We start from the raw sequence: 5,106 nt of genomic DNA, 5'->3' as shown, positions 1-5,106 counted from the left end.
GGACCATACCCGCGCCGCGCCGGGCGGCACGGGCGCCGCCAAATGCGGCGGCAACTACGCCGGAACCCTTCTCGCGCAGAAGGAGGCAATCGCGAAGGGCTGCGACCAAGTCGTGTTCCTCGACGCGGTCGAGCGCCGCTGGGTCGAGGAGCTGGGCGGCATGAACGTGTTCTTCGCGTTCGATGACGGGTCGGTCGCGACGCCGCCGCTGACGGGGACGATCCTGCCCGGCATCACCCGCGACTCGCTCCTGACGATCGCGCGCGATCTGGGGCTGGTCGTGCGCGAGGAGCGGTACGGGGTCGACCAGTGGCGCGCGGACGCGGCGAGCGGCCGATTGGTCGAGGCGTTCGCGTGCGGCACGGCGGCGGTGGTGACGACGATTGGCGAGGTGCTCGACGCGCAAGGGCGCTTCCAAGTTGGCGATGGGCGGGCGGGGCCGGTCACGACCGCGCTGCGCGACGCGCTCCTGGCGGTGCAGCGCGGGAGCGCGCCCGACCCGCACGGCTGGCTGCACCGGCTCGCCTGAAGGGGTTCCCACCGAGCGGCGGACGGCTATAAGCGCGGCCCGGCCGAACCGGCTCGCCTGAAGGGGTTCCCACCGAGCGGCGGACGGCTATAAGCGCGGCCCGGCCGATGGGGCGTCGCCAAGCGGTAAGGCACCGGTTTTTGGTACCGGCATCCGCAGGTTCGAATCCTGCCGCCCCAGCCGGCCGGCCGCGCCTTTTCGATGGCCGCGACGGTCGATATCGGCCGCGAGATCGCCGGGCCGCCGATCGGCGGCTGGTCCGGTCGCAGGGTGATCGAACTCGGATCGCGCAGCACGCCGGCCGCGATTGGGCCGCCGGAGGGCCGAGTCGCGCTTTGGAAGGGGACGCAGGACGGGTCCGACCCGGGCCGGATCGATTTTGGATACGCCGGGACCGAGCCCATTGCCGACGCAGCTGGCCCAAGCACGCCTTCACGACGATTTATTGTGCGGTGCAGCAACAAAGCGAGTATCGCTTCGTTGATACATGCTGACGGGATCGGTTAATGTCGTCGGCCGGGAACATGATATGGTCGATCTACCTGGGTTCAATATGCCGCGCGGCGCAAAACGGACCGGCGCTCATCTGGTCGAGGTCGTGGGAGCGGGGTCTAATCCGGGCCAGCTGACCGGATGGCTTTATCGTCCGCCTTCGCTCCGTGTCGGCGCGCCGCTGGTGGTGGCGCTGCATGGCTGCACGCAGACGGCGGCCGGATATGATCGCGGGACCGGCTGGTCCGCGTTGGCGGAGTGCGAGGGCTTCGCCCTGCTGCTGCCGGAACAGGCTCGCGCCAACAATCCGAACGGATGTTTCAACTGGTTCACCCCGGATGATATCGCGCGGACTGGTGGCGAGGCCGAGTCGATAGCCGCCATGACACGGTCGGTGCTGGATGAGCACGCGCTCGATCGGCGGCGCGTGTACGTGACGGGATTATCGGCGGGCGGCGCGATGACGGCGGTGATGCTGGCGACCTATCCCGAACTATTCGCGGGCGGCGCCATCATCGCCGGGCTGCCGTACGGTTGCGCTTCCGGTGTTCCCGAGGCGCTTGCGCGAATGCGGACGCCGGGCGGCTCCGCCGATGCGCTCGCGGGCGCGGTCCGAGCGGCTTCGGGCGGGCACGTCGGTCCATGGCCCAGCGTGTCGGTCTGGCACGGCGCGGCGGACCGGACGGTGGACATGGCGAACATGGACGCGATCGGCCGGCAATGGCTGGGCGTGCATGGCGTCGACCCCGCCGCCTGCTCGACCGAGCGCGGTCGCGGTTGGACGCACCGGACCTGGCGCGGGATGGACGGCCGCATCGCGGTCGAGGATCGACTGATCGAGGGGATGGGTCATGGTGTGCCGCTCGATCCGGGCGGTCCCGACCGGCTTGGCGTCGCCGGCGCTTATATGCTGGATGTCGGGTTATCCAGCACCGCCGAGATCGCGCGTTCCTGGGGCCTGCTGGCCGACGCGCGCTCGACGCGGCGCGATCCGGCCGACCCCTCCGTCCGCATCCGGCCGCCCGCCGCGGCATCGCCCGCGAACGATGATGCGTCGCCGCGTTCGGCCGGCGCGACGACCGAGGTCGGCCAAGTCATCGAGAACGCGCTGCGCGCCGCGGGCCTGATGCGGTAGCGTCCGCTCAGCGCGCGCTTACGTCCGTTCCGCCGAACACCAGCTTGCGGATGAACGGACTCGCCAGTGCGAACGGCGCGATCGCCGGCGGAGCGCTCGCGGCGTCGAGCAGATCGCGCTGATCGGTGGATAAGGCGAGGTCGAGCGCGGCGATGTTGTCCGCCACCTGGGGCGGACGGCTCGCGCCGATCAGCGTCGAATCAACCCCCGGCCGTCCCGCGACCCAGGCGAGCGCGACCTGGGCGGGCGATGCGCCCACCTCCGCCGCCACGCTTCGCAGCGCGTCCAGGATGGTCCAATTGCGATCGGTGAATTTGGTGTCGCCGAACGGGTTCGCGCCGTTCAGCCGACCGCCTTCGGCTTGCGGCGTGTCCGCGGCGGCGGATGGAAGTCCCGGCGCGTTCGATCCTGTCGCGCCGACTTCCTCGCGCCGGTACTTGCCCGACAGGAACCCGCCCGCCAGAGGGCTCCAGGGGACCAACCCCATGCCAAATTCACGCGCGACGGCTGCGTGCTCGTATTCGATTCCCCGCTCGGCGAGCGAGTACTCGAACTGAAGCGCGATCGGTCCGGATCGACCGTGCGCGGCGGCGAGCGTCGCCATCTTGGTCGCGTACCAGGCGGGGACGTTGGATAGCCCGTAATAGCGGAGATGCCCGGCTTGGACGAGGTCCACCATCGTGCCCAGCAGCTCCTCGGCCGGGGTGACCTGGTCCCAGACATGCACCCAATAGAGGTCGATATGGTCGGTGCGCAGTCGCCTGAGCGAGCTTTCGATCGCGGCGCGGACATGCTTGGCGCCGTTGCCGCCGACATGCGGGTGGCCGCGCTCGAACGGGAAACCCGATTTGGTCGCGAGCACGATCCGATCGCGCGACCCGGCGTCGGCGATGAAGCCGCCGACCATCTCCTCGCCGCCGCCGCTGGCATAGACGTCGGCGGTGTCGACGAAATTGCCGCCCGCATCCACATAGGCGTCGTAGATGGAGCGCGAGGTGTCCTTGTCCGCACCCCAGCCGCCCGTGCCGAACGTCATGGTGCCCAGCGCGAGCGGGCTGACGATCAAGCCGGAGCGGCCGAGGGGGCGATAGCTGGTCAGCGTCATGGGTCGGGTTCCTATCCGTGTCGGACCGGAGATGGCGGCGTCGCGTCGCGGGCGCTAGCCGGGGCGGACGACATGCGCCCATGAGCCTGCCTGAGCAATGAACCGCGATACCTGGACCGAGCCGGCCGCGTTTGCCGCGATCGCGGCGGGGTTGGGGGTATCGCCGTCCGCGCTCGGCCATGCGATGCGCGGGCTGGAGGCGCGGCGTTCGTCGACGCGACACGTGGCTAGAGGTGCCGCTCCAGCATCGCGCGCACGGGCACGCGCGCTTTCAGGCGGCTCGCGAGCAGGAACATGCCGCCCGCCTTGCGTTGCAGGAACAATGTATCGATCGGCGGCAAGCCGTACAGCTTGCGGTCGGCCGCGAGCGCCAGGCCGCGGTCTCGCAACGCCAGGGTGAGCGCGTTGTCGCCGAAATCGAACACGGCGTTCCCGTGCAGCGCGGCGGCGATCAGTTCGAACATGTCCAGCACCGCATCCCGGTAGGCGGCCGGCGCGGCCGGATCGAACAGCCTCGCCTCCAACAGCGCGCCGCGCGCCTGGTCGCGGTCGCCAGACAGCGCCGCGCGCGCGACCGCCCGGTGCGCCTCGACGACGCCCGCGTCGATCGCGCGGGTCGCGCCGAAATCGAGAAGCGCGATCCGGCGCGACGCCAGGTCGTAACGGAAATTGGCGAAATTCGGGTCGGTCTGGACCAGTCCCCATTCAAACAGTTCGCGCAAGATGAGTTCGATGAGCGAGGTCACGACGCGATCGCGCTCAGCCTGCGACGCGGCGGTCAGCGTCTCGATAGGCGAACCCGCGACGAACGACATCGCGAGCACGGCGGGGGTGGTCAGGTCGGGCTGGACGACCGGCACGACGAAGACGGGCGAGCCCGCGAGCAGCGCGCCGAAGCGGGTCAGGTGCTCGGCCTCCAGCAGATAGTCCGCCTCGTCGTGCAGCTGGCGCTTGGCCTCGGCAAGGAGGGGCGCGACGTCGAGCGTGTCGGGGACCACGCGCGACAGGCGGAGCAGCCCTGCGAGATTATCAATGTCGCCGTCGATGCTGCCCCGGATGCCGGGATATTGCACCTTGATCGCCAGATCGCGGCCGTCGCGGGTCCGCGCGCGGTGGACCTGGCCGATCGAGGCAGCGGCGATCGGCCGGTCGGACCAGGCCATGAACCGGTCGCGCCAGCCGCGCCCCCATTCGGCGTCCAGCACACCGTGCAGCTGGCGCGCGGGCATCGGGTCGGCGTCGGCGCGCAGGCGCGACATGATGTCGGCGAGCTCGGGCGGAAGCATCTCGCCCGCATCCATCGACAGCAGCTGCCCCATCTTCATCGCCGCGCCGCGCATGCGGGCGAGCTGGTCGGCGACGCGCCGGGCGTTGGCGGGTGTGAGCAACAGGTCGCCCACCGCGGGCCGCTCGCCCCGCGCGAGCCGCTTGGCGCCGTCGACGAGCATCGATCCTGGGACGCCGCCCGCCATGCCGCCGAGCCGGGCGAGGCGCGATAGGCGGCGATGGGGCACGGCGGCGGCGGGGCGGGAAGGGGTGGTGGCCATACGCGCGATATGGGGGACGCGGCGGGCTGGACCAGCGGCCGAGCGGGGACAGGTCGAAGGGATCGCACCACGGCCTGCGTCGTTCAGGATATCGCGACCGATCGCCGGTCGGGAGAAGCCGATCCGAGATGACGATCACCCACGTCGCCCGCTCCGGACGGGACAGCCGATGAAACGGCCACGCAGCCACTGGGAGTCGCGCGCGGTCGCGGTGGCGATCCCCATCAAGAACGAGGAGGACGAACTAGGCCACGTGGACAAAGGGCAGCCACAGCAATGCTGAGGCGAGGCTGACGAA

4 protein-coding genes and 1 tRNA gene are annotated in these 5,106 nt (G+C 70.5%); 3 read left to right on the top strand and 2 right to left on the bottom strand.

The window, feature by feature from the left end:
* From ACFE71_RS14780 to ACFE71_RS14770, 3 genes are all read left to right on the top strand, one after another.
* On the top strand, nucleotides 1-529 hold a 529-nt coding region (locus ACFE71_RS14780), incomplete at its 5' end, for an aminotransferase class IV (RefSeq protein ID WP_375429526.1).
* Between the two features lie 108 nt (nucleotides 530-637).
* Nucleotides 638-709 (top strand) — tRNA-Gln (locus ACFE71_RS14775).
* 373 nt (nucleotides 710-1,082) lie between these two features.
* On the top strand, nucleotides 1,083-2,156 hold the full coding sequence (locus ACFE71_RS14770) for an alpha/beta hydrolase family esterase (protein WP_375429525.1): 1,074 nt from the start codon (nucleotides 1,083-1,085) through the stop codon (nucleotides 2,154-2,156).
* Nucleotides 2,157-2,163: 7 nt separating this feature from the next.
* Here the strand turns inward: ACFE71_RS14770 and ACFE71_RS14765 are convergent, their stop codons facing one another.
* Nucleotides 2,164-3,261, bottom strand: a complete 1,098-nt coding sequence (locus tag ACFE71_RS14765) for an aldo/keto reductase (RefSeq protein WP_375429524.1) — start codon at nucleotides 3,259-3,261, stop codon at nucleotides 2,164-2,166.
* 227 nt (nucleotides 3,262-3,488) lie between these two features.
* A complete protein-coding gene (locus ACFE71_RS14760) occupies nucleotides 3,489-4,808 on the bottom strand; it encodes an ABC1 kinase family protein (RefSeq protein ID WP_375429523.1) in 1,320 nt (439 codons plus the stop codon).
* Nucleotides 4,809-5,106 lie beyond the last annotated feature (298 nt).

The sequence above is a fragment of the uncultured Sphingomonas sp. genome, assembly GCF_964237155.1.
GTDB lineage: Bacteria > Pseudomonadota > Alphaproteobacteria > Sphingomonadales > Sphingomonadaceae > Sphingomonas.
Note: the sequence above shows the minus strand (reverse complement) of the source record. Positions and strands in the feature narration are given on the sequence as shown.

Bases quoted from the DNA above. Each gene is read 5' to 3' on its own strand.
- ACFE71_RS14760 (WP_375429523.1), bottom strand. From the start codon at position 4,808: ATGGCCACCACCCCTTCCCGCCCCGCCGCCGCCGTGCCCCATCGCCGC.
- ACFE71_RS14765 (WP_375429524.1), bottom strand. From the start codon at position 3,261: ATGACGCTGACCAGCTATCGCCCCCTCGGCCGCTCCGGCTTGATCGTC.
- ACFE71_RS14770 (WP_375429525.1), top strand. From the start codon at position 1,083: ATGCCGCGCGGCGCAAAACGGACCGGCGCTCATCTGGTCGAGGTCGTG.